Here is a 13,374-nt window from a genome sequence, read left to right on the forward strand (position 1 = left end):
GCGCTAGTCTTCGGCGAAGGCCTCCGCGATGACAAGCCGATCTTGGTCCCATTCCATCACCGCGGCGGGAGTCATCGGTACCATAAAGGTCTTTGCGCCCTTTTCGGGCACAGGCTCGCGGGCGATCTCGATAATGTCGGTCGCACCGAAATTCTCGATCGCGACCACCCGTCCGACCAAATTCCCGGCATCGGTTACCACCGGCAGATCGAGAAGATCGGCGTGATAATACTCACCCTCGCCCAGCGGCGGGAGCGCGTCGCGCGAAACGGCCAGCACGGTACCCCGGAGTTTCTCCGCGTCCGCCCGGCTCGAACATTCGGCAAGCCGGGCAATCGCCCCGCCCTTACCGTCCTCGCGGATCTTCACGAGGGTTAGTGCGCCGTCATTGAAGCTCTTGTGCCGCGAGAGCGTCGCCACGCCCTCCCCGAACAGCTTTAGGCGCACCTCGCCCGCCACCCCGTGCGCGCCCGCAATGGCGGCGAGGGTGACGGGCTTGGTCATGCCTGCAATCAGCCTTCAGTCTGCTCTTCGGCAGCGGCTTCTTCAGCCGGAGTTGCTTCGGCAGCCGGGGCTTCCTCGGCGGGCGCTTCTTCGGCAGTCGGCGCAGCGGCGGCAGCCTTGGCTTCTTCTTCAGCGGCGCGTGCGGCTTCTTCGGCCTCGGCGATCTTGGCGGCACGCTCTTCCGCGCGCTCCTTGGCCTTCTCGCCCGGCTCGCCCTTCTTCGGGTTGTTGCGGGCCGCACGCTCCACGATGCCGGCAGTGTCGAGGAAACGGGCCACACGGTCGGTCGGCTGCGCGCCGACGCCGATCCAGTAGCGGGCGCGGTCTTCGTTGAGCTTCACGCGCTCGCCCGAATCCTTGGCGAGCAGCGGGTTATAGGTGCCGATCTGCTCAAGATACTTGCCGTCGCGGGGCGAACGGCTGTTGGCGACGACGATGCGATAATACGGACGCTTCTTGGCTCCGCCGCGCGAAAGCCGGATGGAAATGGACATGGAATTTACACCTTTCGATTAGAATTGATTTGAATATTCGAATTTAATTTACTGAACTAAAATCTATTTCTTGCGTGTTGGGCCGCCAAGACCGCCCAAACCGCCCGGGCCGCCAAGTCCGGGAAGACCACCGGCACCGCCGCCCATGCCCCCCATCGGACCGCCCATCCCGCCGCCGCCGAACATCGCGGCAAGCCCCTTGAGGCCGCCCATCTTCTTGATCTGCTTCATGGCGCGGGCCATTTCCTGATGCATCTTCAGGAGCTTGTTGACGGTCTGCACATCGGTGCCACTGCCCGCTGCAACGCGCTTCTTGCGCTTGGCATTCATCAGGTCGGGATTGGCGCGTTCCTTGGCCGTCATCGAAGAGATGATCGCCTCCATGTGGACCAGCACCTTGTCGTCCATGCCGCTGGCCTGCATCGCCTGCTTGGCCTTCTTCATACCCGGCATCATGCCCGCCAGCATCCCCAGCCCGCCCATGTTGCGCATCTGGCGCAGCTGCATGGCAAGGTCATTGAGGTCGAACTTGCCCTTTTCAAGGTTGCGCGCGAGCTTTTCGGCGTCCTCTTCCTTGATCGTGGCGGCCGCCTTTTCGACCAGGCTGACGACGTCGCCCATGCCAAGAATCCGGTCCGCGACCGAACCCGGACGGAACACCTCGATCGCGTCGAGCTTTTCACCGGTGCCTGCAAACTTGATCGGCTTGCCGGTGACCGCCCGCATCGAAAGCGCCGCACCGCCGCGCGCGTCGCCGTCCATCCGGGTCAGCACCACGCCGGTGAGCGGCACCTCACCCGAGAAGCTTTGTGCGACGTTCACCGCGTCCTGACCGGTTAGCGAATCGACCACCAGCAGCACTTCGTTGGGCGCCGATACGCTGGCGACGGCCTTCATCTCGGCCATCAGTGCGTCATCGACATGCAGGCGGCCCGCGGTGTCGAGCAGCAACACGTCGAAATTCTGGAGCCGTGCGGCTTCCATTGCCCGACGCGCGATGTCGACCGGCTGCTGACCCTTGACGATTGGCAGGGTCGCCACATCGACCTGCCCGCCCAGCACCGCCAGCTGTTCCTGCGCTGCCGGACGATTGACGTCGAGCGAGGCCATCAGCGCCTTCTTGCCGTGACGTTCGCGGATCAGTTTGGCGAGCTTGGCGGTGGTGGTGGTCTTGCCCGAGCCCTGAAGGCCGACCATCATGATCACGACCGGAGGCTTGGCATCGAGGTTCAGGCCCTCGGTCTCTGCCCCGCCCAGTGTCGCCACCAGTTCGTCATGGACGATCTTGATGACCTGCTGGCCCGGCGTGACCGACTTGAGAACGTCCTGCCCGACAGCCTTTTCGGTGACGGCATCGATGAAGCGGCGGGCGACTGGCAGCGCGACATCGGCTTCGAGCAAGGCAATGCGCACTTCGCGCATAGCATCGCGGACGTCCTGCTCGCGCAGCGCGCCGCGGCCCTTCAGCTTGTCGAAGACCCCGCCGAGCCGGTCGGACAGCGTATCGAACATCGCTTGCCTCCTCCTGCCGCGCGCCTCTGACGCCCGGTAAACGCGAAAAACGCCGGCGGACGAAACCTCGTCGGCCAGCGTTGCGAGTTTCCCTTGTGAAACCCGACTTTGTCAGTGGTGACTGGTGGAGCCTAGCGGGATCGAACCGCTGACCTCAACACTGCCAGTGTTGCGCTCTCCCAGCTGAGCTAAGGCCCCGAGCCAGTCATCATGCGAGCGGAGCGTTGCGCCCTGCTCACGGGAGGCGGCCATTATAAGGGCCGACCTCCCATTGCAAGCGTAAAAATCAGGATTCGTCGTCCTCGTCGTCGCCCTTGCCCTTGGACACGCCAAGGTCATCGTCGCCGCCAAGATCGACGTCGTTGTCGGGCGAATCGCCGTCGTCGTCGATGTCCTCGATATCTTCCAGATCGTCGAGATCGTCATCGCCGCCGAGATCGGCATCGGCCTCGACATCCTTCTTCTTCTCTTCCTCGAAGGGAATCGGCTGCTTGGACTTCAGCACGGGTTCGGGCGTCCAGGTCTCGCCGCATTCGATGCAGGTGACCGGATCTTCCTTGCCGAGATCGTAGAACCGCTCCCCGCACTTGGGACAGGTACGCTTGGTACCCCATTCGGGCTTTGCCATCATTGTTCCTCAATAGAGACCGGCCCCCTTGCCGGGGGGCGGGCGAAAACTTGCGATATTCACGGGTGCTGTGATCAGGATTGTGGGTTCCGGCAAGCTCTTTATCAAGAGCATGTCGGCCCGCGCGCGGCGCGCCTTGCCAGAAGCGCGGGGCGCTGTCAAAGACCGCCGCCTGATGATCAGCCATACCTTCGCTCACACTGGCCCGCTCAAGGGCACGATCCGCGTTCCGGGCGACAAGTCGATCAGCCACCGCTCGCTGATGTTTGCCGGCCTTGCCGTCGGAGAAAGCCGGATCACCGGCCTGCTCGAAGGTGAGGACGTGCTGGCCACGGCCGCCGCAATGCGCGCCTTCGGGGCGCAGATCGAACGCAGTGCGGACGGCATCTGGACGGTATACGGCGCGGGCGTCGGCAGCCTTCTGGAGCCGAAGCAGGCGCTGGATATGGGCAATTCGGGCACCTCGACGCGCCTTCTCATGGGCCTTGTCGCCAGCCATGCGATCACCGCGACCTTCATCGGCGATGCAAGCCTTTCGGGCCGCCCGATGAAGCGCGTGATCGATCCGCTGACGCAAATGGGCGCGAGCATTGAGGCCAGCGCAGGCGGCACCCTGCCCCTGATGCTGCGCGGAGCGGCGCCAGCTGTGCCGATCACCTATCGCCTGCCGGTGGCAAGCGCGCAGGTGAAAAGCGCGGTGTTGCTGGCGGGGCTCAACACGCCCGGGATAACCCGCGTGATCGAGCCCGTCCCCACCCGCGATCATACCGAACGGATGCTGACCGGTTTCGGTGCGACGGTTGAAGTGGGCGAAGAGAATGGCGAGAAGATCATCGCCATACACTGCGAGGCCGACCTCATGCCCTGCGACGTGGTGGTGCCTGGTGATCCTTCCTCGGCCGCATTCTTCATGGTCGCGGCCAGCATCGTGCCGGGCAGCGATCTTACCATCATGAATGTCGGCCTCAACCCGACCCGCGCCGGACTGCTTCACGTCCTGCGCCAGATGGGTGCCGATATCAAGGAGGTGAACCCGCGCGAAGTCGGCGGCGAGCCTGTCGCCGACCTTCGCGTGCGCTATGCGCCGCTTTCCGGCATCGATGTCGATCCCGCGATTGCCCCCGCCATGATCGACGAATTCCCGGTGCTGTTCGTTGCCGCAGCAATCGCCAGCGGCACCACCCGCACCAGCGGCCTCGACGAATTGCGGGTGAAGGAAAGCGACCGTCTGGCCGCGATGGCCGCCGCTCTCACCGCGGCGGGCGCGCAGGTGGAGGAGCATGAAGACGGCCTCTCCATCCACGGCACCGGCGGCGAGCCGCTGCGCGGCACGGCCAATGCCCGCGTCAAGTCGCTGCTCGATCACCGCATTGCCATGAGCATGGCGGTGGCGGGCCTCGTCAGCACCGGCGGGGTCGAAGTCGACGATATCTCGCCGATCAACACCAGCTTCCCCACCTTCATGGGTCTGCTGGCTGAGGCGACGGCGTGAACACCCCGCTCGACTGGGCCAGCCTCGTCGGCCTTTGCGGCACGGCCTGTATCATCGGTGCCTATGCCTATCTGACGCTGGCCAAAGCAACCAACCCGTTCCTGCTGCACGGCACCAACCTGCTCGGCGCCGTGCTGTTGACGGTATCGCTGCTCTATCACACCAACTGGGCGAGCCTAGTGCTCGAATTCTTCTGGGCCGGAATCGCCGTCATCGGACTGGTGCGGGCATGGAGGGGCCGCGTTCCCGAGGGAGAACAGGGATGATGACAAAGCCATTCGTCACCGCCGTACTTGCGCTGCTGGCCTTTCCCGCACTGGCGCAGACGGCGCTGCCGACTGATCCGGCCGCAGACTGGTCCGTGGCGAGCTCCGAACACCGCATCGCGGTCGAAGGCGGAGAGGTCTGGGCGCGGGTCAACGGCACCATCGGTGAAGGCGCAACCCCCGCCATCTTCATCCATGGCGGCCCGGGCGGCACACATCTGGGCTTCGGCGGTCTGTTGAGCCTTTCCGACCAGCGCCCGGTCATCCTCTACGACCAGCTCGACAGCGGCATGTCCGACCGGCCCGAAGACCCCGCCAATTGGCGGGTCGAACGCTTCGTCGCAGAGCTGGAGGCGATCCGGCAGGCGCTCGGCGTGGAGCGCTGGCACGTGATCGGTCACAGCTGGGGCTCAGCGCTCGCGCTCGAATATGCGGCGGCCTACCCCGAACATACGGCATCGGCGGTGCTGAGCGGCACGTTCATTTCCACCCCGCATTGGATCACAGGCACCAACCTTTTGATCCGCGACCTGCCAGACGATGTGGCGGCCACGATCCGCGCCTGCGAAAGCGCATCTCCGCCCGAAGCAGAGGTATGTGAGCCTGCAACAGCGGCATTCTATGCTGCCTATAACGGGCGGCCCGATCGTCCCGCACCCTCCCCCGAAGCCCGTGCCTATCGCCAGCGATATGGCGGCAAGGGGTTCAACGCGACTGTCTACAACGCAATGTGGGGGCCGACGGAGTTCCGCGCCTCGGGTTCGCTGGCGACCTATGATGCCACCCAGCTGCTTGCGCGGGTCGATGGCAAAAAGGTGATGTTCGTGGTCGGCCAGTATGACGAGGCGCGGATAGATACGGTGCAGGATTTCGTCGCGCTGACGCCCGGAGCGGAGCTTGCGGTGGTACCCGGCGGCAGCCACGCCTTTATCAGCGAACGCCCAGACGTGGCAGAGGCGATCTATCGCGACTGGATGAACCGCATCGATTCCCGCGAGGCCGGCCAATGATCATCGCCGTCGACGGCCCGACCGCGAGCGGAAAGGGCACCATTGCCAAGGCACTGGCCGCGCATTTCGGCCTGCCGCATCTGGATACTGGCCTGCTGTATCGGGCCGTCGGGCGGCAGGTTGAACTAAACGGCGGCAATCCGGACAATCCCGCCGACGCGCTGGCCGCCTGCGACTTTTCCGATGAGCTGCTCTCCGACGAGATCTTGCGGTCAGAACATGTCGGCGGGCTTGCGAGCCGTGTCTCGATCCATCCCGCCGTGCGTGAAGCGCTATATCAGCGCCAGCGCGCCTTCGCCCTGCAACCCGGCGGCGCAGTGCTCGACGGGCGCGATATCGGCACCATCATCGCGCCCGAGGCGCCGGTGAAGCTCTATGTCACCGCCAGCGTGCAGGAACGCGCGCGTCGCCGCTGGCTGGAGATGACGGGACGCGAAATCGACATTCCGCTGGCAGAGATCGAGCGTGACATCGTCGCCCGCGACGCGCGCGACATCAATCGTGCCGACGCCCCCTTGCGTGCCGCACCGGATGCACTGGTGATCGACACCACGCATTTCGGCCGCGACGCTGCGGTCGAAGCGGCTATCGAGGCCGTTCGCACGCTGACCGGACGCTAGCGCAAAGCGCACCGACAATCGTCAGTCGGCCCAACCGGCCTTCTTGTCCTCAGCCCGCTGAATCGCAGCCTCTTTCTGGCGCTCTACCCATTCTTCGTTGGCGGCAAACCCTTCTGCCTGCATCTGCGGCAGACTTTGCGACACGACCGCGGCCATTTCCTTGCCGAGCTTCTGCGCATCTACGGGCTCTCCCGTCAGCGTCTGGCGGACCAGCGCGGCGATCTCCAGTTCGAAGAATTGCGCCGCAGCGTCGCTGGTCGCTGCTCCCGTGTCGCCGCAATCGGGCGTGATGCGGGTGTTTTCGGCGTCCACTTCCTCGAAACGGACGATGCAGGATGAACCGAAGGTGCCAGCGTTCGACAATTTCACTTTCAGGCCGTCTGCGACTGCACCCGCAGAACGCATGGAACGCGTCTGCGACCCGGTTTGATAGGATGCCTTGGTGCCTGCAATCTTGGCCTTCGCCTCGGCCAGCGGCATGGCATAGGTTCCGCTATCGTCACCGGCCGCGCACGCACTCAGCATCACGCAAGCGGGCAGGAACGACAAAAGCAGACGGGCGGTTTTCCTCGATGCGATCATTGCGAGCAGACCCTGACAGTGGATTGGGAATGCACGCTTTCTAGCCTTCTATGCTTAACAATCCGCTATTCTGCGGGCATGGCAGCCGCGGTTCCGGCCGGCTTGCGAAGCGGCTGGGCCTCGCCATAGGTCAGGCTGCGCCACAGCCATTCGAGCGGACCGAAGCGATATCGCGCCAGCCACCACAGGCTGAAACCGATCTGCATGGCGAAAAAGGCGATCGCCAGTCCCAGGCTCGCCGTCGCGCCGAGATAGGACATCAGCCCCAATCCAAAGCCGTATAGCCCGAAGACATAGAACAGGCTCTGCATCAGGTAATTGGTAAGGGCCATGCGACCCACCGCCTGCAATCCGATGAACAGGCGGGTGAATCGTCCGTGAAGGTGAAGCATCACAATCGCAGCGCCATATCCGCAGGCGAGCACCAGCATCGACACCTGGTCAACAGTAGCGCCAACCCACACCGGCAGCCATTCGAACCACTTCACGCTGGCGACGAAGCCGGACATCAGCAGCCCGATGGGCAAGGCAAGGCGCGTCGTTCTTGCAAAAAGGCGGGTATGGCCGGAGACATTGCCCAACCAGCCCTGCCGAAAGATCCAGCTGCCCAGCAGAAAACGGCCGATGATCTGCGCCAGATAGGGCAGGACCGCAGGCGTCAGCCACCATTCAACCCAGGTGCTGCGCCACAATTCGGCGACAAAAGCCGTGTAGTCGTTCCTCATCGCCAGATCGGCTCTGATCGCTGCCCCCTCCTCCCATAATCGCAGCCACCAGGCCTCCCCGCCCATCAACAGACGCATTGCCAGTTCCAGCACCGGCGTCCCCAGAACCGCGACAGGCAAACCGACAAGGATCAGCATGCGGGTGGACCAGTTGCGGGTCAGGTAGAGAACAAATCCCATGACGGCATAGGCCGCGAGAATATCCCCGACCCACATCAGGAAGACATCGATCAGGCCGAACACCAGCAGAATGGCGGTCCGTCGCAGGAATATTGCCGGGGAGGCACCGCGTGCCTTCAATCTGTCGATGATGTTGGCAAAGCCGAAGCCGAACAGCAAAGAAAACAGGGCCTGCGCCTTTCCGCGCATCAGCCATTCGGACAAAAATCCGACCCAGTAATCAAGCCGCGCGGTGGGCAAGTGATCGAGCGCATCATTGGGCATCATCAGGCCGCGATGCTCATAGAGGTTCATCCAGAGCACGCCGAACAGGGCAAAGCCCCGGATGATGTCGATCGCCGCGATGCGGTCGCCGACCGCAATCGGCTGTGGTGCCTGCATGATTGATCCCCCCCCGCCCATGACGGGCCTGATCGACGGATACCCTCTGATCCCGCGGCTGGCAAATGGACCGGGATTCCCCATTTTCCTTGCTTTCGGGGCGCTTCTCACCTAGGGGCGCCCCCGTTCTCGAAATCAAATCTGGTTGAAAGAACCTGCATGTCGGCATGGGGCCGCGCGCAGAAGTCTGCCTCTTGCCCCGCCAGCCCCGGCAATGGTGCCTGGGAAGCGGAGAAAGACCCCGGAAAAACCGGTGGCCGGTAGCATAACGAAACAGGACTCTGAGAGATTATGGCGAGCACTGCCAATCCTACCCGCGCCGATTTCGAGGCGCTTCTCAACGAACAGCTCGGCGGCGCCGGCGATGAAGGCTTCGAAGGCCGCGTCGTAAAGGGCACCGTCACTGCGATCGAAAACGGCTATGCCGTGATCGACGTCGGCCTCAAGAGCGAAGGCCGCATCGCACTCAAGGAATTTGCACGCGGCGAAGACGACCACGGCCTGACCGTCGGCGGCGAAGTCGAAGTCTATGTCGACCGTGTCGAGAATGCCGACGGCGAAGCCATGCTGTCGCGTGACCGCGCCCGCCGCGAAGCCGCCTGGGACAAGCTGGAAAGCGAGTTCGGCGAAGGCAAGCGCGTCGAAGGCCGCATCTTCGGCCGCGTCAAGGGCGGCTTCACCGTCGACCTCGACGGCGCCGTGGCGTTCCTGCCCGGCTCGCAGGTCGATATCCGTCCGGTGCGCGACGTTACCCCGCTGATGGACGTGCCGCAGCCCTTCCAGATCCTCAAGATGGACCGTCGCCGCGGCAACATCGTCGTCTCGCGTCGCGCGGTGCTGGAAGAAACCCGCGCCGAACAGCGCAGCGAACTGATCAACGATCTCGCCGAAGGTCAGATCATCGATGGCGTCGTGAAGAACATCACCGATTACGGTGCCTTCGTCGACCTCGGCGGCATCGACGGCCTGCTTCATGTCACCGACATGAGCTACAAGCGCGTCAACCACCCGAGCGAAGTCATCAATATCGGTGACACCGTGACCGTGCAGATCGTGCGCATCAACGCCGACACCCAGCGCATCAGCCTAGGCATGAAGCAGCTGGAAAGCGATCCGTGGGATGGCGTTGCCGCCAAGTATCCCGTCGGTATGAAGCTGTCGGGTCAGGTGACCAACATCACCGAATACGGCGCCTTCGTCGAACTGGAACCGGGCATCGAAGGCCTCGTCCACGTTTCGGAAATGAGCTGGACCAAGAAGAACGTCCACCCGGGCAAGATCGTCTCGACCTCGCAGGAAGTCGAAGTCATGGTGCTGGAAGTCGACAGCGAAAAGCGTCGCATCAGCCTCGGCCTCAAGCAGGCCCAGCGCAATCCGTGGGAAGAATTCGCCGAGAAGCACCCGATCGGTTCGGTCGTGGAAGGCGAAGTCAAGAACGCGACCGAATTCGGCCTGTTTGTCGGCCTCGACGGCGACGTCGACGGCATGGTGCACATGTCGGACATCGCCTGGGGCATCTCGGGCGAAGACGCGCTGGCGCTCCACCGCAAGGGCGAGATGGTCAAGGCCGTCGTGCTCGACGTCGATGTGGACAAGGAACGCATCAGCCTCGGCATGAAGCAGCTCGAAAAGGGTGCGCCGTCGGCTGAAGGTGCCTCGACCGCGGGCGCACTGCGCAAGAACCAGACCGTCACTGTCACCGTGCTCGAAGTGCGCGACGGCGGCCTGGAAGTTCAGGTTGGCGAAGACGGGGCGACCGGCTTCATCAAGCGCAGCGACCTCGGCCGCGACCGCGACGAGCAGCGTCCGGACCGCTTCCAGGTCGGCAGCAAGATCGACGCCATGGTGATCGGCTTCGACCGTTCGAAGAAGCCGAACTTCTCGATCAAGGCGCGTCAGATCGCCGAAGAAAAGGAAGCCGTTGCACAGTTCGGTTCGTCGGATTCGGGCGCATCGCTCGGCGACATCCTCGGCGAAGCGCTCAAGCGCAAGGACGACTGATAGCGAAGCGCTCGCCCACCGGGGCGGGCGTCTTCAAATCGCGAAAGGCCCGCTTGTTTCCGACAAGCGGGCCTTTTCACTTTGCGGCAGGGCGCGTAAGGTCCGGTCCATGATATACGTTCATCAGTTCCCGTGCCTTAGCGACAACTACGGCTACCTCGTCCACGATACCGACAGCCACGAAACCGCGGCGATCGATACGCCCGACGGCAAGGAATATCTGCGCGAGGCCGATCTCAAGGGCTGGCGCATCACCCAGATCTGGAACACGCATTGGCACCCCGATCATGCCGGCGGCAACGCGATGATCCAGGAAGCGACAGGCTGCACCATCACGGGCCCTGCCGAGATCGAGGGCAAGTTCCCGATCGACCGCATCGTGGCGCACGGCGAGACGGTACAGCTTGGCGCGCACAGCGCGCAGGTGATCGACGTGTCGGGCCACACCAATGGCCACATTGCCTATCACATGGCCGATTCCGGGATCGCTTTCGTGGGCGATTCGGTGTTCGCACTGGGTTGCGGACGGATGTTCGAAGGCGAGCCCAAGCAGTTCTGGGGAAGCCTTGAACGCCTCAAGGCACTGCCGCCCGAAACCCTGCTCTACTGCGCGCACGAATATACCGCATCCAACGCCAAGTTCGCGCTGCATGCCGATCCCGACAATGCGGCACTGGCCGCCTATGCCGAAGAAATCGCCGCCAAGCGGGCTAGGGACGAGTGGACGGTGCCGACCACGCTCGAACGCGAGTTGGCGACCAACCCCTTCCTGCGCGCCGACGATCCGGCGATGATGGCGAAATGGGGCGGGACTGCACCTTACGAAACCTTCGCGGCGCTGCGGGCGGCCAAGGACAATTTCTAGCACCATGCAGGCCCTCAGGGTCGAACGGCTGTCGGACGATCTGTCCGGCGTGGAGCTGGCTGACCTCCCCGCACCTGTCCGCACGCCGGGCGAGGTGCTGGTTAAGGTACACGCCGCCTCGCTCAATTTCCCCGACCTGCTGATGACGCGGGGGGATTACCAGTTCAAACCCGGGGTGCCGTTCACCAGCGGGCTGGAATTCGCAGGCGAGGTGCTGGAGGCCGAATCTGACACCGGCTTCGCCCCGGGCGACCGCGTAATGGGCGGCAACAAGACCGGCGCCTTTGCCGAGATTGCCTGCGTGCCTGCCGACAAGCTTTCGCCGATGCCTCAGGGCATGGATTTCCCCGCTGCCGCCGCAATGGGAGCAGCCTATTCGACCGCCTTTACCGGCCTTGTCGAACTCGGGGGACTGGAAGAAGGCCAGTGGGTGCTGGTGCACGGAGCGAGCGGCGGCGTTGGTCTTGCCGCCTGCGATCTGGCGCGGGCGCTTGGAGCCAAGGTCATCGCAACCACTGGCAGCGCTGACAAAGTCACGCGCATCTCCACCCTCGTCCGCTCCGACGCGGTGATCCTCACCGAAGGGCGCTTCCGCGAACAGGTGGCGGAGATCACCGACGGGCATCTCGCCGACATTGTGTTCGATCCCGTCGGCGGCGACGTGTTCGACGAATCGACCCGCTGCGTCGCCTTCGGCGGCAAGCTGGTGGTGGTGGGCTTCACCTCGGGGCGGATCGCGGAAATCTCGACCAACATTCCGCTGATCAAGGGCTTCAGCATCGTCGGGCTGCGCGCCGGAGAATATGCGCGGCGCTTTCCCGAACGTGGCGGGGCGATCAGGCAAGCGATTGCACGGCTCGCCGAGGAAGGTCGCATCACACCCGCGATCGACCGTACCCTGCCCCTTTCCCGCTGGCGCGAAGGGTTCGACGCAATGGCGCGGCGCGAGCTGGTGGGCAAGGTGGTGTTCGTGCCGGACGCCTAAGGCGCAAAAGAAAAGGGCGGCCTCGTTGGACCGCCCCCCTCTCCAACCGGAAAACTGGTGTGCTCAGAGCGAGGAGATGACCTCGTCGGCGAGCTTCTTGTCGGCCTTCTTGTCGTGCCGCTCGGCAATGAGCTTGCGCGAGGCGGCAGCAGCGGCCGTCACGGCGCGGGCCTTGACCTCGGCAACCGCAGCGCGTTCGGCAGCGGTGATCTTGTCTTCGGCCATACGCTGACGACGGGCGACCATCACCTTGCTGTCGGCCTCGGCCTTGGCGAGGATCGCGTCAGCTTCCTCGCGCGCACCGGCCAGCATCGCCTCGGCATCCTTTTCGGCGCCGGAAATCTTCGCGGCATATTCGGCACGCAGAGCCTCGGCCTCGGCGCGCAACGACTTGGCTTCGTCGAGCGCCTTGCGGATCTCGGCGATCTTGGCATCGAGCCCGCCGGTAATCAGCCCGGGAACCTTCTTCCAGACGAACACCGCGACAAGCACCAGCATCGCGAGTGCGACCCACTGGTACGAATCGAGCCCCAGGACCGCCGGTTCGGCGTGGCCCTCGGCCCCGCTGGCGAGCAGAACGAGAATGTTAGCCATGCGCCATCACCTCCTTGACCGCGGCCTCGGCGGCGGCGGATTCAACCTCGGTGCCGGCGATGCGGGCGACGATATCGCGGGCAGCATCGGCGGCGACGCCTTCGATCTCGGCCATCGCACTGGCGCGCGCCGCGTCGATCCCGGCTTCGGCTTCGGCGAGCTGCTTGTCGAGCTTGGCCTGTGCCTTGGCGAGCTTGGTCTCGCTGGCCTTGGCCGCCTTGGCCTTAGCCTCGGCGATCACGGCCTGCGCCGCGGCGCGATTTTCGTTCTCACGCTTGCGCCAGGCCTCTTCCTCGCTGTCGGCCGCATCGCGAGCGGCCTGCGCCGCAGCGAGATCATCGGCGATCTGACGGTCGCGCAAGTCCACAGTGCCCATGACCTTCGGCACCATACCCAACCCCACAACGAGGAAGGTGAGGCCGAAGAACACCAGCAGCCAGAAGACCTGACTGGACAGAACCTCGGAAAGTTGTTCGATCTGGGGCATTTTGCGCCTTCATTGCCGGGCGCCGGGCGCGCAGGTCAACCCCTGCAC

At 64.1% G+C, this 13,374-nt stretch carries 15 protein-coding genes and 1 tRNA gene; 7 read left to right on the plus strand and 9 right to left on the minus strand.

What is annotated here, in order from left to right:
- Window positions 1–3: 3 nt before the first annotated feature.
- From rimM to OIK40_RS02700, 5 genes are all read right to left on the minus strand, one after another.
- Window positions 4–504 carry a ribosome maturation factor RimM gene (gene rimM / locus OIK40_RS02680; protein ID WP_273675969.1) on the minus strand — a complete coding sequence of 167 codons (501 nt, stop codon included), beginning with the start codon at window positions 502–504 and terminating at the stop codon, window positions 4–6.
- Window positions 505–512: 8 nt separating this feature from the next.
- Window positions 513–998, minus strand: a complete 486-nt coding sequence (rpsP, locus tag OIK40_RS02685; RefSeq protein ID WP_273675970.1) for a 30S ribosomal protein S16 — start codon at window positions 996–998, stop codon at window positions 513–515.
- Between the two features lie 63 nt (window positions 999–1,061).
- Complete coding sequence (gene ffh, locus OIK40_RS02690) at window positions 1,062–2,510, minus strand: signal recognition particle protein (protein WP_273675972.1); 1,449 nt, start codon at window positions 2,508–2,510, stop codon at window positions 1,062–1,064.
- A gap of 122 nt (window positions 2,511–2,632) precedes the next feature.
- Window positions 2,633–2,708, minus strand: a tRNA-Ala gene (locus OIK40_RS02695).
- A gap of 88 nt (window positions 2,709–2,796) precedes the next feature.
- On the minus strand, window positions 2,797–3,138 hold the full coding sequence (locus tag OIK40_RS02700; protein ID WP_273675973.1) for a TIGR02300 family protein: 342 nt from the start codon (window positions 3,136–3,138) through the stop codon (window positions 2,797–2,799).
- Window positions 3,139–3,313: 175 nt separating this feature from the next.
- On the opposite strand from OIK40_RS02700, the gene aroA reads away from it, so the two are divergent.
- From aroA to OIK40_RS02720, 4 genes are read left to right on the plus strand one after another with little or no spacing between them, the layout of a single operon-like run.
- Window positions 3,314–4,630, plus strand: a complete 1,317-nt coding sequence (gene aroA, locus OIK40_RS02705; protein ID WP_273675974.1) for a 3-phosphoshikimate 1-carboxyvinyltransferase — start codon at window positions 3,314–3,316, stop codon at window positions 4,628–4,630.
- On the plus strand, window positions 4,627–4,896 hold the full coding sequence (locus tag OIK40_RS02710; protein ID WP_273675976.1) for a CBU_0592 family membrane protein: 270 nt from the start codon (window positions 4,627–4,629) through the stop codon (window positions 4,894–4,896). Before aroA ends, OIK40_RS02710 begins: the two co-directional genes overlap by 4 nt.
- On the plus strand, window positions 4,893–5,906 hold the full coding sequence (locus OIK40_RS02715) for a proline iminopeptidase-family hydrolase (protein ID WP_273675977.1): 1,014 nt from the start codon (window positions 4,893–4,895) through the stop codon (window positions 5,904–5,906). Before OIK40_RS02710 ends, OIK40_RS02715 begins: the two co-directional genes overlap by 4 nt.
- A complete protein-coding gene (locus OIK40_RS02720; RefSeq protein WP_273675978.1) occupies window positions 5,903–6,526 on the plus strand; it encodes a (d)CMP kinase in 624 nt (207 codons plus the stop codon). The genes OIK40_RS02715 and OIK40_RS02720 overlap by 4 nt, the downstream gene beginning before the upstream one ends.
- 21 nt (window positions 6,527–6,547) lie before the next feature.
- Here OIK40_RS02720 and OIK40_RS02725 read toward each other — a convergent pair whose 3' ends face one another.
- A complete protein-coding gene (locus tag OIK40_RS02725) occupies window positions 6,548–7,108 on the minus strand; it encodes a hypothetical protein (RefSeq protein ID WP_273675980.1) in 561 nt (186 codons plus the stop codon).
- A gap of 65 nt (window positions 7,109–7,173) precedes the next feature.
- Window positions 7,174–8,394, minus strand: a complete 1,221-nt coding sequence (locus OIK40_RS02730; protein WP_273675982.1) for a DUF418 domain-containing protein — start codon at window positions 8,392–8,394, stop codon at window positions 7,174–7,176.
- 291 nt (window positions 8,395–8,685) lie between these two features.
- Here OIK40_RS02730 and rpsA point away from each other — a divergent pair, with 291 nt between their 5' ends.
- The 3 genes from rpsA (at window position 8,686) to OIK40_RS02745 (ending at window position 12,245) form a co-directional block, all read left to right on the plus strand.
- On the plus strand, window positions 8,686–10,395 hold the full coding sequence (rpsA, locus tag OIK40_RS02735; RefSeq protein WP_273675984.1) for a 30S ribosomal protein S1: 1,710 nt from the start codon (window positions 8,686–8,688) through the stop codon (window positions 10,393–10,395).
- Between the two features lie 109 nt (window positions 10,396–10,504).
- On the plus strand, window positions 10,505–11,260 hold the full coding sequence (gloB, locus tag OIK40_RS02740; protein WP_273675985.1) for a hydroxyacylglutathione hydrolase: 756 nt from the start codon (window positions 10,505–10,507) through the stop codon (window positions 11,258–11,260).
- A gap of 4 nt (window positions 11,261–11,264) precedes the next feature.
- Entirely contained in the window at window positions 11,265–12,245 is a 981-nt protein-coding gene (locus tag OIK40_RS02745) for an NADPH:quinone oxidoreductase family protein (RefSeq protein ID WP_273675986.1), read from the plus strand.
- Between the two features lie 63 nt (window positions 12,246–12,308).
- On the opposite strand, the gene OIK40_RS02750 is transcribed toward OIK40_RS02745, so the two are convergent.
- Both OIK40_RS02750 and OIK40_RS02755 read right to left on the minus strand, forming a co-directional pair.
- Entirely contained in the window at window positions 12,309–12,839 is a 531-nt protein-coding gene (locus OIK40_RS02750; RefSeq protein WP_273675987.1) for a F0F1 ATP synthase subunit B family protein, read from the minus strand.
- The gene (locus OIK40_RS02755) at window positions 12,832–13,326 is read right to left on the minus strand and encodes a F0F1 ATP synthase subunit B family protein (RefSeq protein ID WP_273675989.1); all 495 of its coding nucleotides are present in this window, start codon (window positions 13,324–13,326) and stop codon (window positions 12,832–12,834) included. Before OIK40_RS02755 ends, OIK40_RS02750 begins: the two co-directional genes overlap by 8 nt.
- Window positions 13,327–13,374 lie beyond the last annotated feature (48 nt).

The organism is Erythrobacter fulvus (genome assembly GCF_028595285.1).
In the GTDB taxonomy this organism is placed as follows: domain Bacteria; phylum Pseudomonadota; class Alphaproteobacteria; order Sphingomonadales; family Sphingomonadaceae; genus Erythrobacter; species Erythrobacter fulvus.

Excerpts from the sequence above, each read along its gene's own strand:
- ffh (WP_273675972.1), bottom strand. The coding sequence starts at position 2,510 with ATGTTCGATACGCTGTCCGACCGGCTCGGCGGGGTCTTCGACAAGCTG.
- rimM (WP_273675969.1), bottom strand. The coding sequence starts at position 504 with ATGACCAAGCCCGTCACCCTCGCCGCCATTGCGGGCGCGCACGGGGTG.
- OIK40_RS02745 (WP_273675986.1), top strand. The coding sequence starts at position 11,265 with ATGCAGGCCCTCAGGGTCGAACGGCTGTCGGACGATCTGTCCGGCGTG.
- aroA (WP_273675974.1), top strand. The coding sequence starts at position 3,314 with ATGATCAGCCATACCTTCGCTCACACTGGCCCGCTCAAGGGCACGATC.
- OIK40_RS02730 (WP_273675982.1), bottom strand. The coding sequence starts at position 8,394 with ATGCAGGCACCACAGCCGATTGCGGTCGGCGACCGCATCGCGGCGATC.
- OIK40_RS02750 (WP_273675987.1), bottom strand. The coding sequence starts at position 12,839 with ATGGCTAACATTCTCGTTCTGCTCGCCAGCGGGGCCGAGGGCCACGCC.
- OIK40_RS02755 (WP_273675989.1), bottom strand. The coding sequence starts at position 13,326 with ATGCCCCAGATCGAACAACTTTCCGAGGTTCTGTCCAGTCAGGTCTTC.
- gloB (WP_273675985.1), top strand. The coding sequence starts at position 10,505 with ATGATATACGTTCATCAGTTCCCGTGCCTTAGCGACAACTACGGCTAC.
- OIK40_RS02715 (WP_273675977.1), top strand. The coding sequence starts at position 4,893 with ATGATGACAAAGCCATTCGTCACCGCCGTACTTGCGCTGCTGGCCTTT.
- OIK40_RS02720 (WP_273675978.1), top strand. The coding sequence starts at position 5,903 with ATGATCATCGCCGTCGACGGCCCGACCGCGAGCGGAAAGGGCACCATT.
- OIK40_RS02725 (WP_273675980.1), bottom strand. The coding sequence starts at position 7,108 with ATGATCGCATCGAGGAAAACCGCCCGTCTGCTTTTGTCGTTCCTGCCC.
- rpsA (WP_273675984.1), top strand. The coding sequence starts at position 8,686 with ATGGCGAGCACTGCCAATCCTACCCGCGCCGATTTCGAGGCGCTTCTC.
- rpsP (WP_273675970.1), bottom strand. The coding sequence starts at position 998 with ATGTCCATTTCCATCCGGCTTTCGCGCGGCGGAGCCAAGAAGCGTCCG.
- OIK40_RS02700 (WP_273675973.1), bottom strand. The coding sequence starts at position 3,138 with ATGGCAAAGCCCGAATGGGGTACCAAGCGTACCTGTCCCAAGTGCGGG.